Below are 17,145 nucleotides of genomic sequence, written 5' to 3' on the forward strand. Positions count from 1 at the left end.
GGAGGTAGCGCCGGGCGAGGTCTTCGAGGGCGAAGGTGCGCTGGCCCGGCATCGCCAGGTAGGCGGCCAGGGCGGTGTCGCAGCTCAGGCCGCGTAGCTCCATGCCCTGCGCCCAGAGGGCCAGGATGGGCCCCTTGGCGTCGTGGACGGCCTTGGGCCTGGTGTCGTCGCCCAGCCAGGCCCGCAGGGCCGCCTCGTCGGCCTCGGTGAGCTTGACGGGGTCGATGTGGGCGGCGGTGCCGTCGGGCGAGGCGATGGCGATGGCGTCGATGCGGCCGGTGCCGCTGCCGTAGGCGCCCTTGAAGGCGAGCCCGGCGCGGCCCTCGGGCAGCGCCGACAGCCAGCCGGCCACCCGGTCGGGGCCGAGCAGCACGGTCTCGACCTCGAAGCCCTGCTCGGGCTCCTGCTCGCCGGTGCCGAGCACCTTGAACACCCGCTCGCGCAGCTCGCCGCGGATCTGCAGGGTGTCGAACAGCTTGTTGATCTCCTCGCGCTCCCAGGTGCCCTGCTGGAGGTCGCCGAGATCGACGTCGAGGGGGACGTCGCGGAGCAGCTGGGTGAGCCGGCGGTTCATCAGCACCTGGGCGACGTGCTCGCGCAGCTTGTCGCCGACCTTCCCCTTGACCTCGTCGACCCGGTCGACGAGCGCGGTCAGCGAGCCGAACTCGCGCACCCACTTGGCCGCGGTCTTCTCCCCCACGCTGGGGATGCTGAGCAGGTTGTCGCTGGGGTCGCCGCGCAGGGCGGCGAAGTCGGGGTATTGCGCCGGGGTCAGGCCGTATTTCTCCTCGACCGCCTCGGGCGTGAACCGGGTCATGTCGCTGATGCCGCGCCGTGTCATCAGGACGGTGACGTGCTCGTTGACCAGCTGCAGCGCGTCGCGGTCGCCGGTGACGATCAGGACGTTCATCCCCTGCTCGTCGGCGCGGGTGGCCAGGGTGGCGATGAGGTCGTCGGCCTCGAAGCCCGCCTTGGACAGGCGCGGGATGCGCAGCGTGTCGAGCAGCTCGAAGATGAGCTGCATCTGACCGCGGAAGTCCTCCGGGGTCTCGCTCCTGTTGGCCTTGTAGTCGGCGTATTCCTCATGGCGGAACGTCGGCTCGGACCGGTCGAAGGCCACTGCCACGTGCGTCGGCTGCTCGTCGCGCAGGATGTTGGTCAGCATCGAGGTGAACCCGTAGACCGCCTCGGTGTGCTGACCGTCGGTGGTCATCAGGTTGGCGTCCTTGAGCGCGTAGAACGCGCGATAAGCCAGGGAATGCCCGTCAAGCAGCAGCAGGCACGGGCGGCTGGGGGTCACTTCACTCTTCGGCACGTACGCAGCCTAGTCTGCGTCAGCGACAGAAAACCTGAGCTCGGAAGAGTGGAGGCGTCCCTTTGACGCAGACCAATCCTATAGACGCGTCCCTGTTCGGCGAACTGCACAAGAACACGCTCGCCGACCGGATGGGCATCGAGTTCCTCGAGGCCGGGGCCGAAAGGGTCGTGGGCCGCATGCCGGTCGAGGGCAACACGCAGCCGTACGGGCTGCTGCACGGCGGGGCCTCGGTGGTGCTCGCCGAGACGCTGGGATCGGTGGGGGCGGCGATCCACGCCGGGCCGGACCGGATCGCCGTGGGCATCGAGATCAACGCCACCCATCACCGCTCGGCGACCTCGGGGTACGTCACGGGCGTCGCGACCAGGTCTCATGGCGGCCGCACCCTGGCGACGTACGAGATCGAGATCACCGACGAGGAGGGGCGGCGGGTGTGCACCTCGCGCCTCACCTGCATGCTGCGCGACCGCTGACCCTTCCGTCACTTTCGGGGACCCTTTGCGCAGCGCCCCCGCGGGTCGCTACGGTTGACCGAACAGAGCCCGCGGGGAGGCCCAGTAGAAAACGTGTTCGGCCCCACGTATGCGCGGTGTTCCCGCGTACGGCCGGGGAAGCCCTACATGGCCCCAAAGGCCGTCCCCGCGGGCTCGTCCAGCGTTTTCCGGAGATCGTTACCGATCCGTTCCCTCGAACGCCAGGCGTCTAGCCCGATTTAGCCCCTGACCAGGGTCGTTGTTTCCTCACATGAGTGACACGCACATGTCACTAATTGGTGACGAACGATACTGAACCGGGCGTCGCCAGAATAAGCTCCCGCCATTGCATCCCAGTTGTGCCTGCGATGCGCGCGTGTCGAGAAGGAGGGGCACAACCCCACCTTGACCTACTTGAGGAGCACCATTGCGCAGAGCCGTGATCGCGTTCACGGCCTTCCTGGGTGGACTCATCTTCCTGCTGGCAGGCCCCGCTCACGCGGGTCCCGCCGACTGCCAGGGATTGAGGGGAACACTCAAACTCCAAGGCCAGCCAGTGAACGGCGCCAAAATCGCCGTGACCACCGAGGGCGGACAACCCGTCAAGGAGGTCACAAGTAACGCACAGGGCACGTGGGACGTCCAGGTCGACAATCCAGGTAAGTTCAAGGTCACCCTGGATGTCAGCACCCTTCCGCAGAATGCCGAAGTGCGCGGCGGCAACAACGTCCGCACCCCGACCGTGTACGAGGGCAACTGCTCCACGGTCCTCTTCGCCCTGCAGCTCAAGGCGGCCCCCGGCCAGGCCCAGGAGGACACCAGCGGCCAGACCACGTTCTGGGAGCAGGCCGCCCAGCTGACCTTCGAGGGCGTCAACCTCGGTCTGATCATCGCTCTGGGCGCGCTCGGCCTGTCGCTCATCTACGGGACGACCGGCCTGACCAACTTCGCCCACGGTGAGCTGATCACGCTGGGCGCGGTGATCGCCTATGCCTTCAACGTCGGATTCGGCATCCAGCTCATCCCGGCCGCGATCATCGCCGTGATAGTGGCGGGCGCGCTGGGATACGGCCAGGACCGCCTGTTCTGGGGCCAGTTGCGCAAGCGCGGCACCGGCACGATCGCCATGATGATCATCTCGATCGGTCTGGCGATCCTCCTGCGCAACCTCATCCAGTTCTTCTTCGGCGCGCAGAACGAGAGCTTCGTCGACTACAACACCCAGGCCGGCATCACGGTCGGCCCGATCAGCGCCGCACCGAAGAACTTCTGGGCGATCGGCATCGAGCTCCTCGTCCTCGTCGTCGTGGGCATCGCCCTGATGAAGACCCGCACCGGCAAGGCGGCGCGGGCGGTGGCCGACAACCCGGCCCTGGCCGCCTCCTCCGGCATCAACGTCGACCGGGTCATCCGCATCATCTGGGCCGCGGGCTCCGCGATCGCCGCGCTGGCGGGCATCATGCTCGGCCTGTCGCAGTCGCTGAAGTTCACCATGGGCCAGGACATCCTGCTGCTCATCTTCGCGGGTGTCACCCTCGGCGGGCTTGGCACGGCCTTCGGGGCCCTGGTCGGCTCGCTGGTGGTGGGCATCTTCATCCAGGTGTCCACCCTGTGGGTGCCGCCGGAGCTGAAGTCCGTCGGGGCGCTGGCCGTGCTGATCATCGTGCTTCTCTTCCGGCCGCAGGGCATCCTGGGCCGCCGCGAGCGGATCGGGTGACGGGGGTAACCATGGACTGGCTCACGATTCTCACCACCACCGTCCACGCCGCCATCGGCTGGGAGACCGTGGTGTACGGCCTGGCCGCGATCGGCGTCAACATCCACTTCGGCTACACCGGCCTGCTCAACTTCGGCCAGGCGGCGTTCATGGCCGTGGCCGGGTACGGCCTGGCCGTCGCGGTCACCGTCCTGAACCTGCCGTTCTGGATCGGCATCCTGGTCGGCCTGGGGGCCGTGGTGGTGCTGGCGCTCCTGCTGGGCCTCCCGACGCTGCAACTGCGCGCCGACTATCTGGCGATCGTCACCATCGCCGCGGCCGAGATCGTCCGGCTCGTCTTCCGCTCGGTGTACTTCAAGGACACCTTCGGCGGCTCGGACGGCCGGCGCGGCTTCAACGGCGACTTCTACGCGATGAACCCCTACCCGCCCGGCCACTACGGCATCGGCCCGTTCGGCTTCGACGAGCGCGTGATGTGGTTCCTCACGGTCGGCTGGGCCGTCCTGCTGCTCAGCTGCGCCGTGGTCTACCTGCTGATGAAGAGCCCGTGGGGCCGCGTGCTCAAGGCCATCCGCGAGGACGAGGACGCCGTGCGCGCCCTGGGCAAGAACGTCTTCTCCTACAAGATGCAGTCGCTGCTCCTGGGCGGCGTCATCGGCTCCTTCGGCGGCTTCTTCTACGGCCTCTACAACGGCGCCGTGCAGCCCGACGTGTTCGGCACCGAGATGACGTTCTTCGCCTACACCATCGTCATCCTCGGCGGCGCGGCCCGCGTCTTCGGGCCGGTCGTCGGCGCGATGATCTTCTGGGTGCTGTTCGTCTTCGTCGGCAACACGCTCGCGGAGCTCGTGGCCCACGGGTACATCCCCTTCATGACCAGCATCCAGGTGGGCCCGATCAGGTACGCCCTGGTTGGACTAGGCTTCATCCTGTTGCTAGTCATCCGGCCACAGGGCATCTTCGGGGACAAGAGGGAGATCGCCATCGATGCGCGATGACACGCTGACCACCAGCCCCAAGGCCACGGCGCTGGCCGCGTTCAAGGACATGCCGCGCGAGCCGGGCGTGCCCAAGCCGGACCCGATCCTCGTCGTGGACAAGGTCGTCCGCCGCTTCGGCGGCCTGACCGCCGTCGACGTGGACCACGTCGAGATCCAGCGCGGCTCCATCACCGCGCTGATCGGCCCCAACGGGGCGGGCAAGACCACGTTCTTCAACCAGCTCACCGGGTTCGACACGGCCGACGCCGGCTCGTGGTCGTTCAACGGGCGCTCCATGAACGGCGTGCCCGCGCACAAGGTCGTCAGGAGCGGCATGGTGCGCACCTTCCAGCTCACCAAGGCGCTGTCCCGGCTGACCGTGCTGGAGAACATGCGCCTGGGCGCCCAGAAGCAGAAGGGCGAGACCTTCTGGCGGGCCCTCGTGCCCGGCTTCTGGCGCGGCCAGGAGGACGAGATCACCGAGCGGGCCGAGGAACTGCTCGTCCGCTTCAAGCTCGACGCCAAGCGCGACGACTTCGCCGGGTCGCTGTCCGGCGGCCAGCGCAAGCTGCTGGAGATGGCCCGTGCGCTCATGGTCCAGCCCGAGCTCGTCATGCTCGACGAGCCCATGGCCGGCGTGAACCCGGCGCTGACGCAGTCGCTGCTCGGCCACGTCAAGGACCTGCGCGAGCAGGGCATGACGGTGCTGTTCGTGGAGCACGACATGGACATGGTCCGCGACATCAGCGACTGGGTGATCGTCATGGCGCAGGGCGCGGTCATCGCCGAGGGCCCGCCCTCGACGATCATGTCGGACGAGCGCGTGATCGACGCCTACCTGGGCGCCCACCACGACGCGCCGCTGTCCGAGAGCGAGCTGGAGGCCCAGCTACACGAGGCCGAGGCGGCTCTGGAGGCCGAGATCGAAGAGGAGACGAAGTGAACGCCGAAGAGCCGGCCCAGTCACCCGAGCTGTCCCAGGCCGCCATCACCGACCGCAGCGCCCACCTGGAGGGCGCCGAGAGCGCGGTGCTGCGGTGCGACGAGCTGATCGCGGGCTACCTGCCGGGCGTGAACATCCTCAACGGCTCCGACCTGTACGTGAAGGAAGGCGAGCTGATCGGCATCATCGGCCCCAACGGCGCCGGTAAGTCGACCCTGCTCAAGGCCATGTTCGGGCTGGTCAACATCCGCAGCGGCACCGTCCTGCTCAAGGGCGAGAACATCACGAACATGAAGGCCCACTCGCTGGTCTCGCGTGGCGTCGGCTACGTGCCCCAGACGAACAACGTCTTCCCCAGCCTCACCATCGAGGAGAACCTCGAGATGGGCGCCTTCCAGGTGCCGGGGAAGTTCAAGGAGCGCTTCGAGTTCGTGGCCGAGCTGTTCCCCGCGCTCAAGGAGCGGCGCAAGCAGCGCGCCGGCTCCCTGTCCGGCGGTGAGCGGCAGATGGTGGCGATGGCCAGGGCCCTCATGACCGAGCCCTCGGTGCTGCTGCTGGACGAGCCGTCGGCCGGCCTGTCGCCGAAGCTGCAGGACCTGGTGTTCATCCAGGCCCAGCAGATCAACAAGGCCGGCGTGACCGTGATCATGGTGGAGCAGAACGCGCGGCGCTGCCTGCAGATCTGCCACCGCGGCTACGTCCTCGACCAGGGCCGCAACGCCTACACCGGCACCGGGCAGCAGCTCGCCAACGACCCCAAGGTCATCGAGCTCTACCTCGGGACCCTCGCGAGGGCATGACGGGACGAGCGAGACGGGGAAGGGGCTCCCACGGGGCCCCTTCCCCGTTTTTTAATGAGCGTTGTGAAACGTTTGGCGACAGTCGCGCTCATCCTGCCCGCCCTGCTCGTCGGCTGCCAGGACGACACGTCCTCGGCGGAGCAGTACAGCACCGGTGGCGACCCCACCGACAGCCCGTGCGCCCGCGTGGTCTCCTCCATCGGGTACGCGGGCCTCATGCTGGAGCCCAAGGGCCAGGAGGAGCGGCAGAACTTCGAGGATGCCCTCATCGGCCGCCTGGCTGAGGTACGCGGCATCACACTGCAGTTCGGTCCCCGGTTGCCCGCCTCGCTCAGCGGGGCCGTAGAGACCGTCAGGAGGGCCACCGCGGGCCTGTCCAGGAACGACGTGCCACGGGATCGGCAGGTGGCGCTGCTGAAGCAGTACCGGGCGGCGGCCGACCAGATCGTGGCCGGGTGCGAACAGGGCCGGGCAACAGCAAGGGCCCGGTCGGGATGACCGGGCCCTTCCCACGCTACGGGCGATGATCAGCCGGCGATGTTGCCGGTGCGGTACTCAAGCGCCTTGGTGGCGTACTTGTTGTCGTCGCCGTACTGGTAGATGCCGATGGTGGCGACGGCCGGGTCACCGGCCTCGTTGAACTCGACCGGGCCGCTGACGCCCTCGTAGTCGATGTCCTTGCCGGCCTTCAGCAGGTCGACGCACTCCTTGAAGCTCTTGCACTTCTCGCCGCCCTTGCTGACCTCCATCAGCTTGGTCGCGACGTCGGTGCCCGCGTCGCTCTTGGCGGCCTCGGCGGCCAGGGCGATCAGGTTGGCGGCGTCGTAGGACTCGGGGGCGTAGCTGAAGTCCTCGAGCTTGGGGTTGACCTCGAGGAGCTTCTTCTGGAAGTCCTCAGGAGCGGCCGCGCCGGGGATGGTGCCCTTGACGCCTTCCAGGGTGCCCTTGGGCATCTTCACGTAGTTCGTGTTGGACGTGTTGCCGTCCACCATGTACCACTTGTGCTTGCTGGCCGGCATGCCCTGCTTGACCAGCTCCTGCACGACCTTGGCAGTCTCCTCGAAGCCGATGAGGACGATGCCCTTGGGGTTCTTCGCCTTGATCTTGGCGACGTCGGCGGAGAAGTCGGCCGCCTTCGGGTCGTAGTCGACGCGCTCGACGACTTCGGCGCCGCCGTCGGTGACGGTCTTCTGGACCTGGTCGGCCAGGCCGGTGCCGTAGGAGTCCTGCATCGCCATGATGCCGACCGTGTCGTTGCCGTCGGCCACGATCAGGTCACCGAGCACGCGGCCCTGCAGCTTGTCCGGCGGCGACGTACGGAAGTACAGGCCCTGGTCGGCGATGGTGGTGAACTTGTCGGAGGTGTTGGCCGGCGAGAAGTGCACCACGCCCGCACCGGTGATCTTGTCGATCACCGACTCCGACACCGACGAGGAGGCGGCGCCGATGATGGCGTCGGCCTTCTGCGCCAGCAGCTTGTCCACCGACTGCGAGGCGATGTTGGTGGTGGTGTCACCCGAGTCCGTGTCGATCTTCGTCACGGGCTTGCCGAGCACGCCGCCAGCCTCGTTGATCTCCTTGAGAGCGAGATCCACACCCGCGAACTCGGGCGGGCCGAGGAATGCCAGCGAACCGGTCTGGGGCAGCAGCGTGCCGAGGGTGAGCGTGCCGTCCCCCTTGGCCGCGGGCGCGGATGAGGCCGGCGCGGCAGTCTGGGACGTCTGCGTGGCGGTGTCGCCGCCGCCACCACCGCAGGCTGTCAGGGCGAGGCTCGTGGCAGCCACGACAGCCAGCGCCCGCCCCACGGGAGCAATGCGGATCATGAAGTGTCTCCTTCATTTCCAGGCCGGGATCCGTCAGCACCGCCGAGCGTTCCCGATCGAATGACGGAAACGTACAAAACTGCAGCATGTTCCAACCAGATGCGCTGGGGAACTGTCGGCACTTGGATGCGGAGTCGTAATCACTCCTCAACTTACGGGACCTGCGCAAGGACACTTAATGTGCGACGGGTGAAGCGCATTACGCTCCCTCTCGCGATCGCCGTCCTTCTCGCCGGGTGCGGTTCACCGGAGCCGGCCTCCCCGCCGACCGCCGCACCGGCCGCCGCACCGATCACTGGGCCACCTGCGGGAGTATCCGTCTCGCTGGCGCAATGGCGTTCCGACGAGCCCGTGCACGCGCTCCAAGTGGCTGTCCGAAATACTAGTGAAACGCCTGTTTATTTCGCTGACGTCCAGCTTGTCACGCCGTCATTCAAGACGCTGCCGGCGCGGCGGGCCGGCGCCGTCATCGGCAAGACCGAGCGCACGGACCTGCCCATCCCGTACGGCGCCGCCAACTGCTCCCCCCAGGGCCTGCCCGAGGTCCAGCCCGCCACCGTCGTGGCCCACGTCCGCACCGGCTCCGAGCAGCCGCGCAAGGTGGTCTTCGAGGTGCCGCACCCCGACCCGCTGCTGGCCAGGCTGCTGCGCGACGAATGCTCGGAGTTCCTCATCAAGCAGGCCGCGACCATCGAGTTCGGCCCCGACTGGCGGGAGTCGGGCAAGGTCATGCGGGGCGACCTGGTGGTCACCCGGCGCGGGCAGGGGACGGTCGCCCTGAACGACATCGGCGGCACCACCCACTACATCGCGACGGCGAAGAGCAAGCCGCTGGGGGTGCTGGAGGCCGGGTCGCAGCGGCTGGAGGTGCCTGTTGAGCTCACCCCCGGCCGCTGCGACCCGCACGCGTTCGCCGAGGCCAAGAAGGCCTTCCTGTTCCCCGTACGGGCCGCCATCGACGGGGGCGAGGAGCGCGTGGTGATCGTGACGCCGCCCAAGCCGGTGCAGGACCGCCTCATCGACTACGCGCTGCGGGCCTGCGGGCTGGGCGGCTGAGAGGGTCAGCCCTCGATCTTGCCGGTGCGGTACTCCAGCGCCTTGCCGGGGTACTTGTTGTCGTCGGCGTACTCGTAGACGCCGATCGTCGCCACGGCCGGGTCACCCGCGTCGTTGAACTCGATCGGCCCGCTGATGCCGTCGTAGTCGATGTCCTTGCCGGCCTTCAGCAGGTCGACGCACTCCTTGAAGGTCTTGCACTTCTCGCCGCCCTTGCTCACCTCGGGCAGCTTGGCGGCGATCGACCTGCCGGTGTCGTCCTTGGCGGCCTCGGCGGCCAGGGCGATCAGGTTCGCGGCGTCGTACGACTCGGCGGCGTAGGTGAAGTCGTCGAGCTTGGGGTTGAGCGCGACGAGCTTCTTCCTGAACTCGTCCGGCGCCTCGGCACCCGGGATGGTGCCCTTGACGCCCTTGAGCGTGCCCTTGGGCATCTTCAGGTAGTTGGTGTTCGACATGTTGCCGTCCACCATGTACCACTTGACCTTGTCGGCGCCCAGGCCCTGCTTGACCAGCTCGGCCACGACCTTGGAGGTCTCCTCGAAGCCGACCAGCACGATCGCCTTCGGGTTCTTGGCCTTGATCTTGGCGACGTCGGCGGAGAACTCGGCCGCCTTCGGGTCGTAGTCCACCCGCTCCACGACGCTCGCGCCGGCCTCCTCGGCCGTCTTGGTGATCTGGTCGGCCAGGCCGGAGCCGTACGAGTCCTGCATCGCCATGATGCCGATCGTGTCGTTGCCGTCGGCCACGATCAGGTCACCGAGCACGCGGCCCTGCAGCTTGTCCGGCGGCGCGGTACGGAAGTACAGGCCCTGGTCGGCGATCGTGCTGAACTTGTCGGAGGTGTTGGCCGGCGAGAACTGCACCAGGCCCGCGCCCGTCACCTTGTCGATGATCGACTCCGACACCGACGACGAGGCGGCGCCGACGATGGCGTCGGCCTTCTGCGCCACCAGCTTGTCCACCGACTGCGAGGCGATGTTGGTGGTCGTGTCGCCCGAGTCGGTGTGGATCGTGGCGACCGGCTTGCCGAGCACGCCTCCGGCCTCGTTGATCTCCTTGACGGCCTGGTCGACGCCGGCGAACTCGGGCGGGCCGAGGAACGCCAGCGAACCGGTCTGGGGCAGCACCGTACCGAGGGTCAGCGTGCCGTCCCCCTTCGCCGCCGGCGCCGACGAGGCCGCGGTCGACGGCGCCGCGGAGCTGGGCTGCTGCTCGGCGGTGTCGCCACCGCCGCCGCCACACGCCGTCAGTGCCAGGCTCGCCGCGGCCGCGACGGCCAGAATGCGCCCCGTTGGAGCAATGCGGTTCATATAAGAGACTCCCCCTATCGCAGCGAAGGAACGATCACCTTCGCCGGGTTTTCCGAGCTCAGCATGCCTGTCCGGCGACGTCGGGGGGAGTTCTTACGCGGCTTTTATGCTGATTCGTAATGTCCCAAACACCCATAGTAATGGCATGTTTCATGAGAGTTACGGACACCCCCTGATATGAGATGCCCTGATCCGAAATTTCCGGATCAGGGCATGAACGAGATGGTCCGCCGGGTTGCGCCGGTTCAGCGGGCTCGGCTGCTCAGTCGCTCGGCGGCTTGGTGGCTCGGCGGCTCAGCCGGCGATGTTGCCCTTGCGATATTCGATCGCCTTGGCGGCGTTGAACCGGTTGTCGGCGCCGTACTGATAGACACCGATCGTCGCGACCGACGGGTCACCCACGTCGTTGAAGTCCACCGGGCCGCTGACACCCTCGTAGTCGATGTCCTCGCCGGCCTTCAGCAGGTCGACGCACTCCTTGTAGCGGGTGCACTTCTCGCCGCCCTTGCTCACCTCGGCCAGCTTCCCGGCGATCGAGGCGCCCGAGTCGTCCTTGGCCGACTCCGCCGCCAGCGCGATGAGCGTCACGGCGTCGTACGACTCCGCCGCGTAGGTGTACTCGGCCAGCTCCGGGTCGACCGTCAGCAGCCGCTTCTGGAACGCCTCCGGCGCCGCCGCCCCCGGCAGCGTGCCCTTGACGCCCTCCAGCGTGCCCTTCGGCGCCCTGGCGAAGTTGGTGTTCGACATGTTGCCGTCCACCATGTACCACTTGTGCTTGTCGCTCGTCAGGCCCTGCTTGACCAGCTCCTGCACGACCTTCGCCGTCTCCTCGAACCCGATCAGCACGATCCCCTTCGGGTTCGCGGACTTGATCTTGGCGACGTCGGCCGAGAAGTCGGCCGCCTTCGGGTCGTAGTCCACCCGCTGCACGACCGTCGCGCCGCCCGCCTCCGCTGTCTCGCTCACCTGGTCCGCCAGGCCGGAACCGTAGGAGTCCTGCATGGCCAGGATCCCGATGGTGTCGTTGCCATCGGAGACCACCAGGTCACCCAGGACCCGCCCCTGCAGCTTGTCCGGCGGCGCGGTGCGGAAGTAGAGCCCCCGATCGTTGATCGTGGTGAACTTGTCGGAGGTGTTGGCCGGCGAGAACTGCACGACCCCCGCCCCCGTGATCTTGTCGATCACCGACTCCGACACCGACGACGAGGCCGCCCCCACGATGGCGTCCATCTTCTGCGCCAGCAGCTTGTCCACCGACTGCGAGGCGATGTTCGTGGTCGTGTCACCCGAGTCGGTGTCGACCTTCGTGACCGGCTTGCCCAGCACCCCGCCGGCCTCGTTGATCTCCTTGAGCGCCAGGTTGACGCCCCCGAACATGGGCGGGCCCAGGTACGCGAGCGAGCCCGTCTGCGGCAGCACCGTACCGATGGCCAGCGTGCCGTCCCCCTTGGGAGCGGCCGAGGAGGGCGCCACGGACGCCGAGCCCGTGGCCTCGGGCCCCGCGGTCGTGCCGCCACCGGAGGAGCAGGCGGCCAGCGCCAGGCACACCGCGGCGACCAGTGCCGGGGCGGCGAGCGGGGCGCGCGAATTGCGGATCATCGAAAGCGTCTCCGTTCGTAACGAGCGGACCTTCCGTCCGCCCATCAGTTACGCGCCGGGACGCCGCCCCGCGAAAGCACCCGAAGCCGGTTGGATGCCCAGTCGTGACCGCACCACAACCCAACGGGTCAAATCACCTGATATAGGGCTTTTTCAGGATCGCTCGGCCGTGTCATCTATAACGATCTGAGCAACCTCACGCATGCTCAGCCGCCGATCCATCGACGCCTTCTGGATCCACCGGAACGCCTGCGGCTCGCTCCAGCCGTGCTGCGCCATCAACTGCCCCTTGGCCCGCTCCACCAGCTTCCTGGTCTCCAGCCGCTCCGACAGGCTCGACACCTCGGCCGCCAGCGCCACCATCTCCTCGTGCCGGCTGACCGCCATCTCGATCGCCGGCACCAGATCCGCCTTCGTGAACGGCTTGACCAGGTAGGCCATCGCCCCCGCGTCCCTCGCCCGCTCCACCAGATCCCGCTGGGAGAAGGCGGTCAGAATGAGGCAGGGGGCGATCCGCTCGGACACGATCCGCTCGGCCGCCGAGATGCCGTCGAGCACGGGCATCTTCACGTCCAGGATGACGAGATCGGGCCTCAGCTCGGCGGCCAGCCGGATCGCCTGCTCACCGTCACCGGCCTCGCCCACGACGACGTAGCCGTCCTCCTGGAGCATCTCCTTGAGGTCGAGGCGGATCAGGGCCTCGTCTTCCGCGATCACTACTCGCCGCTGCGTACTCACGAGCAGAAGAGTACAGACGTCCGGTAGATTAGATCCACGCCGGTGGGGCTCGGGGCGTTATGCTGCGAGATCACAGACCGGACATTTGTCGCCCCGGTAGACCAATCGGCAGAGTCGATGGCCTCAAAATCCATTCAGTGTGGGTTCGAATCCCACCCGGGGCACTGACTCGACCGCCCAGGCACTCGACCGGGCGGTTTTGTCGTACCCGGATGCGCACTCTCCGCATGTATGACGTAGCTGTGCGCCACCGAGCGCTCCGTCTACTGGATTCCGGGCTCAGCGTCAGCGAGGCGAGCCGCCAGACCGGCGTCAGCGCGTCGATCATCCGGAAATGGCGGAGCCGGCCGACGGGCGCCGCGTCCCCGCCTTCCCTCTGCCCGCGTTGCTCGACGCTCCCCTGTCCTCCCGCGCCGGCCGAGAGCTACGCCCACCTCCTCGGCCTCTACCTGGGAGACGGCCACATCGTGCACTGCGGCAAGGAGGTGCACCGGCTCTCCATCTCCTGCGACGACCGCTGGCCCGGACTCATCGAGGAGGCCACCGCCACGATGGCACGGGTCATGCCCGCCTCGGCGGTGAGCCGCCGTCGGCGCAACGGCTGCACCGAGGTCAAGAGCCTCTGGAAGCACTGGCCCTGCCTGTTCCCCCAACACGGGCCCGGCAGGAAGCACGAGCGCGAGATCGTCTCGGCGCATCCGGGACCGTTCGTCAGGGGCCTCATCCATTCGGACGGCTATCGCGGGCTCAACCGCGTTCGCCACGAGCTCTCCGGTGGCGTCCGCTGGTACGAATATCCGCGCTACCACTTCAAGAACGAGTCCCGCGACATCCTGGCCCTCTGCTGCGCGGCGCTCGACCTGCTCGGCGTGGCCTGGCGGTTCAACAACCGCAACGAGCTGTCCGTCGCCAGGCGGGAGGCCGTCGCGTTGCTCGACCGCCACGTCGGACCCAAATACTGACCCCCGGGATCGCCCGGGAGCTACCAGGGCACCGTTCCGGCGTCGTCGAAGAAGCCGCCCGTCGGGCCGTCCGGGCCGAGGGTGGCCAGTTCGATGATGATCGCGGCCCCGTCCGCCGCCGTGCGGGTGATGCGGAAGGGGAGGTCCTTGGTGAAGTCGGTGGCGCAGGCGCCGGGGGCGGCGGCGTTGACGAGGATGCCGTCCTTGTGGAGCTCCTTGGCGTACTGGACGGTCAGGGAGTTGAGCGCGGTCTTCGACGGCGGGTAGGTCGCGGAGGCGGGCAGGCCGGACATGTAGTGGGCGGGGTCGGTGTGGTGGGTCAGGGAGCCGACGCCGCTGGAGACGTTCACGATGCGGGCCGCGGGTGAGCGTCTGAGGAGGGGGAGCATGGCGTTGGTGACGGTGAGGACGCCGATGACGTTCGTCTCGAGGACCGCGCGCATCGTGCGCGCGTCCGTGGCGCTGGGCTGCGGGCCTATGGGGCCGGAGATGCCGGCGTTGTTGACGAGCACGTCGAGGCGGGTGAGGGAGCCGGCGGCGGCCTGGACGGTGTCGGGGTCGGTGACGTCGAGGACGATCGGGCGCACGTCGGCCCCGGTCGCGCGCAGGCGGCCGGCGGCCTCCTCGCCGCGGGCGCGGTCGCGGGAGCCGAGCAGGACGGTCATGCCCCGGGCCGCGAGCCCGGCGGCCACCTCGTACCCGATGCCCTTGTTCGCCCCGGTCACCAGGGCGGTGGTGGTGTTCTCGGTCATGTCAGGAAGCACATCATCGCGGCCGGGCCGGGGGCCAACACCGGGTGGGTCATGGGCAATACCCTGGAGGTATGGAGACGCGCGAGCTGGCCTATTTCGCCGCCGTCGCGGAGGAGCTGCACTTCGGGCGGGCGGCCGCGCGGCTGGGCATGGCGCAGCCGCCGCTGTCCCGGGCGATCCAGCAGCTGGAGCGGCGGCTGGGCGTGCGGTTGTTCGAGCGGTCCAGCCGTGGGGTGTCGCTGACGCCGGCGGGTGAGGTGCTGGCCCGGGAGGCGGCGAAGGTGCTCGACGCGGTGGCCGCCGCGACGGCGCGTACGCGGCGGGCCGGGCTGGACTCGCCCCGGCTGGTGGTGGCGCTCAAGCCGGGCGGCGACGGGGGGCTGCTGCCGGACATCCTGACCGCCTACGGTTCCCGTCCCGACGCGGTGGACGTGGAGCTGGCGCTGTGCGGGGTGGCGCAGCGGGCCCAGCTGGTCCGTGACGGCACGGCGGACGTGGCGTTCCTGCACGTTCCGTACGAGGACCTGACGGGGTTCGACAGCGAGCCGCTGCGGGTGGAGGGCACCGTGGCCGTCATGCCCATGGGGCACCCGCTGGCGGGGCGGGCCTCCGTGTGCCTGGCCGACCTCGACGCCGACCCGACGCCCCGCTGGCCGGGGCGGCATCCAGAGGTCACCGATCCGGCGATGTTGATGCAGCTCGTGGCCCTGGGGCGGATGATCGTGGTGGCGCCGGAGTCGGTCAGGGGACAGATACGGCGCGATCTGGCGTGCGTTCCGGTCCTGGACGCGGAGCCGACGACGGTGGTGCTGGCGTGGGCGGAGGAGACGCGGTCGCGCGCGCTGGCCGCGTTCGTGCGCACAGCGACGGAGGTGGCCGGGCGCCTCAAGCACGCGCGGGGGTGACGGAGGTGGCCGGGCGCCTGGCGCACGCGCCGGGGTGACGGAGGGGCCGGGCGCCGCTGCCCTGCGCTCCGGAATGACGTCCGCCTGGCCGCCACTGCGGTCCTGGGACCGGCGATGGATGGGGTGGGGGACTTTTCGGGATCGCTCCCACAGGGAATAGCCCGTTCAAGATCGATGAATACGGGGGGTGGGGCGGGATGCCGTTGAGCGTGACGGTGCGGGAGGCGTTCCTGGCGGAGCCGCACATCGCGAGCCTGGCCGTGGAGGCGGGTGACGGGCGGGCGCCGCTGACGGTGCCCGTCTGGTACGACTACAGTCCCGGCGGCGAGATCCGGTTCCTGACGGACGGCGACTCGCTGAAGGCCAGGTTGATCTCGAAGGCCGGCCGGTTCTCGATGATGGTGCAGCGGGTCAGCCCGACCTACCGGTACGTCTCGGTGGAGGGGCCGCTCGTGCACTCCGGGCCGACGACGATGGAGGACCTGACCCGGATCTCGGCCCGCTACCTGCCGCCCGACGCCGTGTCGGGGTACGTCCAGGGCTCGGATCTGAACGTGCTCGTGACCTTCAGGATGCGGCCGGAACGCTGGCTCTCGGCCGACCTGGGCGCCCTCGGCTGATCTGCGAAACGGTAGTTTTGGCCCGTGACTGCTATCGATCCCACTTCGACCGGCGCCGTCGGCACCGGCCTCGCGACCATCGCCGCCGACGGCACCGTACTCGACACCTGGTTCCCCGCCCCCGAGCTGGGCGACGCGCCCGAGTCGGGCACGCGGCGGCTGTCCGCCGAGGAGGCCGGCGAGCTGGCCGGGCTGATCGGCCCCGATCCGGCGCGGGGCGTGGACGTGGTGGCGGTGCGCACCGGCATCGCCAAGCTCTCCGAGCCGCCGGCCGACACGCATGACGTCTATCTGCGCCTGCACCTGATCTCCGCCCGCCTGGTCCGGCCGAACGGGGTCAACCTGGACGGGATCTTCGGCCTGCTGGCCAACGTGGTGTGGACCAACTTCGGGCCGTGCCCGGTGCCGGACTTCGAGCGTACGCGGCTGCGGCTGCGGGCGAAGGGGCCGGTGACGGTGTACGGGGTGGACAAGTTCCCGCGCATGGTCGACTACGTGCTGCCCTCGGGGGTGCGGATCGCCGACGCCGACCGCGTACGGCTGGGGGCGCACCTGGCCGGCGGCACCACGGTCATGCACGAGGGGTTCGTGAACTTCAACGCGGGCACGCTCGGCGCGTCCATGGTCGAGGGCCGCATCTCGGCCGGTGTGGTCGTCGGCGACGGCTCCGACGTCGGAGGTGGCGCCTCGATCATGGGGACGCTGTCGGGCGGCGGCAAGCAGGTCATCTCGGTGGGCGAGCGCTGCCTGCTGGGCGCGAACTCGGGCCTGGGCATCTCGCTGGGCGACGACTGCGTGGTGGAGGCCGGTCTGTACGTGACGGCGGGCACCAAGGTCGCCCTGCCGGACGGCACGGTGGTCAAGGCGGCCGAGCTGTCGGGGTCGGACGGCATCCTGCTGCGGCGCAACTCGCAGTCGGGCGCGGTGGAGGCGGTGCCGCGCAAGGGCGGCGGCATCGAACTCAACGCCGCCCTGCACGCCAACGACTGACCCGGGTCGGTGCGGGTGGCCCGGCGGCCCTTTGGATCGCGTCAGGGCTCCATGCACCACGTCGGGGGCCCACAGCGCGCTCCGTAACGGCGCTGAGCCGATGAAGGGTCAGCGGCCGTTTCCTGGAGGGCCAGCAGCCGAAGTGCGGCGGGTGGCAGG

17 protein-coding genes and 1 tRNA gene are annotated in these 17,145 nt (G+C 68.8%); 12 read left to right on the top strand and 6 right to left on the bottom strand.

All coding sequences use genetic code 11. The features are described from left to right. Positions 1-1,315, bottom strand: a 1,315-nt coding sequence (locus ACTWPW_RS38180; RefSeq protein WP_443171523.1) for a 5'-3' exonuclease H3TH domain-containing protein, incomplete at its 3' end; no start/stop codon positions are given. A gap of 131 nt (positions 1,316-1,446) precedes the next feature. Here ACTWPW_RS38180 and ACTWPW_RS38185 point away from each other — a divergent pair. The 6 genes from ACTWPW_RS38185 to ACTWPW_RS38210 all read left to right on the top strand — a co-directional run bounded on the left by ACTWPW_RS38185 (position 1,447) and on the right by ACTWPW_RS38210 (position 6,729). Further along, positions 1,447-1,791, top strand: coding sequence for a PaaI family thioesterase (locus tag ACTWPW_RS38185; RefSeq protein WP_375109529.1), 345 nt, complete (start codon positions 1,447-1,449; stop codon positions 1,789-1,791). Between the two features lie 556 nt (positions 1,792-2,347). Then, positions 2,348-3,508, top strand: a complete 1,161-nt coding sequence (locus tag ACTWPW_RS38190; protein ID WP_443171524.1) for a branched-chain amino acid ABC transporter permease — start codon at positions 2,348-2,350, stop codon at positions 3,506-3,508. A gap of 11 nt (positions 3,509-3,519) precedes the next feature. Then, positions 3,520-4,506, top strand: a complete 987-nt coding sequence (locus tag ACTWPW_RS38195) for a branched-chain amino acid ABC transporter permease (RefSeq protein ID WP_375109329.1) — start codon at positions 3,520-3,522, stop codon at positions 4,504-4,506. Between the two features lie 49 nt (positions 4,507-4,555). Continuing rightward, positions 4,556-5,431, top strand: a complete 876-nt coding sequence (locus ACTWPW_RS38200) for an ABC transporter ATP-binding protein (protein WP_375109528.1) — start codon at positions 4,556-4,558, stop codon at positions 5,429-5,431. Continuing rightward, positions 5,428-6,231, top strand: a complete 804-nt coding sequence (locus ACTWPW_RS38205; protein ID WP_375109328.1) for an ABC transporter ATP-binding protein — start codon at positions 5,428-5,430, stop codon at positions 6,229-6,231. Before ACTWPW_RS38200 ends, ACTWPW_RS38205 begins: the two co-directional genes overlap by 4 nt. 63 nt (positions 6,232-6,294) lie before the next feature. Next, positions 6,295-6,729, top strand: a complete 435-nt coding sequence (locus ACTWPW_RS38210) for a hypothetical protein (protein ID WP_443171525.1) — start codon at positions 6,295-6,297, stop codon at positions 6,727-6,729. Positions 6,730-6,758: 29 nt separating this feature from the next. On the opposite strand, the gene ACTWPW_RS38215 is transcribed toward ACTWPW_RS38210, so the two are convergent. Continuing rightward, the gene (locus ACTWPW_RS38215) at positions 6,759-8,054 is read right to left on the bottom strand and encodes an ABC transporter substrate-binding protein (protein WP_364118566.1); all 1,296 of its coding nucleotides are present in this window, start codon (positions 8,052-8,054) and stop codon (positions 6,759-6,761) included. Positions 8,055-8,420: 366 nt separating this feature from the next. Here ACTWPW_RS38215 and ACTWPW_RS38220 point away from each other — a divergent pair, with 366 nt between their 5' ends. Further along, entirely contained in the window at positions 8,421-9,110 is a 690-nt protein-coding gene (locus ACTWPW_RS38220; protein ID WP_443171526.1) for a hypothetical protein, read from the top strand. 5 nt (positions 9,111-9,115) lie between these two features. Here ACTWPW_RS38220 and ACTWPW_RS38225 read toward each other — a convergent pair whose 3' ends face one another. The 3 genes from ACTWPW_RS38225 to ACTWPW_RS38235 all read right to left on the bottom strand — a co-directional run bounded on the left by ACTWPW_RS38225 (position 9,116) and on the right by ACTWPW_RS38235 (position 12,757). After that, positions 9,116-10,420 (bottom strand): ABC transporter substrate-binding protein, encoded by a 1,305-nt coding sequence (locus ACTWPW_RS38225; RefSeq protein ID WP_364118562.1) that lies wholly within the window; start codon positions 10,418-10,420, stop codon positions 9,116-9,118. 294 nt (positions 10,421-10,714) lie between these two features. After that, complete coding sequence (locus ACTWPW_RS38230) at positions 10,715-12,019, bottom strand: ABC transporter substrate-binding protein (protein ID WP_375109325.1); 1,305 nt, start codon at positions 12,017-12,019, stop codon at positions 10,715-10,717. A 153-nt stretch (positions 12,020-12,172) separates the two neighbouring features. Next, on the bottom strand, positions 12,173-12,757 hold the full coding sequence (locus ACTWPW_RS38235; RefSeq protein ID WP_364118559.1) for an ANTAR domain-containing response regulator: 585 nt from the start codon (positions 12,755-12,757) through the stop codon (positions 12,173-12,175). 90 nt (positions 12,758-12,847) lie between these two features. Here ACTWPW_RS38235 and ACTWPW_RS38240 point away from each other — a divergent pair. Together ACTWPW_RS38240 and ACTWPW_RS38245 are read left to right on the top strand one after the other, a co-directional pair. Further along, a tRNA-Leu gene (locus ACTWPW_RS38240) sits at positions 12,848-12,921 on the top strand. 48 nt (positions 12,922-12,969) lie between these two features. Then, positions 12,970-13,719, top strand: a complete 750-nt coding sequence (locus ACTWPW_RS38245; protein WP_443171527.1) for a helix-turn-helix domain-containing protein — start codon at positions 12,970-12,972, stop codon at positions 13,717-13,719. A 20-nt stretch (positions 13,720-13,739) separates the two neighbouring features. Here ACTWPW_RS38245 and ACTWPW_RS38250 read toward each other — a convergent pair whose 3' ends face one another. Further along, on the bottom strand, positions 13,740-14,471 hold the full coding sequence (locus ACTWPW_RS38250) for an SDR family oxidoreductase (RefSeq protein WP_443171528.1): 732 nt from the start codon (positions 14,469-14,471) through the stop codon (positions 13,740-13,742). 71 nt (positions 14,472-14,542) lie between these two features. Between ACTWPW_RS38250 and ACTWPW_RS38255 the strand changes: the two genes are divergently transcribed. The 3 genes from ACTWPW_RS38255 to dapD all read left to right on the top strand — a co-directional run bounded on the left by ACTWPW_RS38255 (position 14,543) and on the right by dapD (position 16,986). Then, positions 14,543-15,376 (top strand): LysR family transcriptional regulator, encoded by an 834-nt coding sequence (locus ACTWPW_RS38255; RefSeq protein WP_443171529.1) that lies wholly within the window; start codon positions 14,543-14,545, stop codon positions 15,374-15,376. 197 nt (positions 15,377-15,573) lie between these two features. Continuing rightward, the gene (locus ACTWPW_RS38260) at positions 15,574-15,996 is read left to right on the top strand and encodes a pyridoxamine 5'-phosphate oxidase family protein (RefSeq protein ID WP_443171530.1); all 423 of its coding nucleotides are present in this window, start codon (positions 15,574-15,576) and stop codon (positions 15,994-15,996) included. A gap of 24 nt (positions 15,997-16,020) precedes the next feature. Further along, positions 16,021-16,986 carry a 2,3,4,5-tetrahydropyridine-2,6-dicarboxylate N-succinyltransferase gene (gene dapD / locus ACTWPW_RS38265; protein ID WP_375109320.1) on the top strand — a complete coding sequence of 322 codons (966 nt, stop codon included), beginning with the start codon at positions 16,021-16,023 and terminating at the stop codon, positions 16,984-16,986. Positions 16,987-17,145 lie beyond the last annotated feature (159 nt).

It is taken from the genome of Nonomuraea sp. KM90, from assembly GCF_052246675.1.
Lineage (GTDB): Bacteria > Actinomycetota > Actinomycetes > Streptosporangiales > Streptosporangiaceae > Nonomuraea.